This is a genomic window from Pseudoalteromonas aliena SW19, from assembly GCF_014905615.1.
GTDB lineage: Bacteria > Pseudomonadota > Gammaproteobacteria > Enterobacterales > Alteromonadaceae > Pseudoalteromonas > Pseudoalteromonas aliena.
On the sequence record NZ_AQGU01000010.1, the window covers coordinates 1 to 1,220 of the forward strand.

1 protein-coding gene is annotated in these 1,220 nt (G+C 37.0%); it reads left to right on the plus strand.

Annotation, left to right across the window (positions count from 1 at the left end; all coding sequences use genetic code 11):
• The first annotated feature begins 55 nt into the window (after positions 1–55).
• A complete protein-coding gene (locus tag PALI_RS00055) occupies positions 56–1,213 on the plus strand; it encodes an IS30 family transposase (protein ID WP_193154361.1) in 1,158 nt (385 codons plus the stop codon).
• Positions 1,214–1,220 lie beyond the last annotated feature (7 nt).

Consider the following 1,220-nt stretch of genomic DNA (forward strand, 5'->3'; position numbering starts at 1 on the left):
GGTGAATTCAATAGGTCAATGCAACACCTTATAATTGATTATTAATTAGGTTGTTATGACTGACTTATCAAAACGTGGTTTAAGTGATATTGAAAAGCTGAAAGCATGGTTCTTATGGCGTGAAGGTAAAACGCTTAGCGAAATAGGCTTGACGCTTGATAGGCATGCTGGTTCTATATTCGGTGTACTTAAATTAAAAGGTGGAATATCGCCAGTGCAACGAAAACGTCGATTATCGTTTCTTTCTTTAGAAGAGCGAGAAGATATATCAAGAGGTTTAGCTTCAGGCTTATCTATCAGGGCAATAGCTCGTAATGTAGAAAAGGCAGCGTCAACAGTAAGCCGTGAAATCAAACGCAATGGTGGTATTGCCAAATACCGTGCAGTTACGGCTGATAAAAATGCGCTAGAGCGAGCATTAAGGCCAAAGCAATGTAAATTGCAAAAAGGTAATCCACTTAGCGATTTGGTTGAATCTAAGCTACTAGATGACTGGTCACCAGAGCAAATTTCTGGCTGGTTAAAAATAAAACACCCAGCATCATCTGAAATGCATATCTCACATGAGACTATTTATAAAACGTTATTTATCCCATCACGCTATATTTTCGAAAAAGCAGTCCTTAGCTATCTTCGCTCAAAACGTAAGTTGAGGCATGGTAAACGCTCAACAAATAAGGGAATTTATAAAGGTATTATTGATGCTAAAACAATTCATGAAAGGCCTCATGAAATTGAAACACGAGAAACTCTAGGTCACTGGGAGGGCGATTTAATATCAGGAAGTAGCAACTCACATATAGCAACATTGGTTGATCGAAAAACACGGTATACAGCTTTGGTACAAGTTAATGGTAAGGATACTAAAAATGTAGTAAATGCACTTATTCTGAAATTTAATGGTTTACCAAAGGCACTTAAAAACACACTAACGTGGGATCGGGGAATGGAATTAGCAGACCATAAAAGATTTACTAAAAATACGAATACAGATGTTTACTTTTGTGACCCGAGTAGTCCGTGGCAAAGGGGAACAAATGAAAATACAAATCGCCTATTAAGGCAGTACTTTCCCAAAAAGACAAGCCTACATGGCTTTGACCAACGTTATTTAGATAAAATCGCTAATAAACTAAATAATCGACCAAGAAGAATATTAAACTATTTAACTCCTAATGATATGATTAAAAACCATGTTGCACTGACCACTTGATATCACC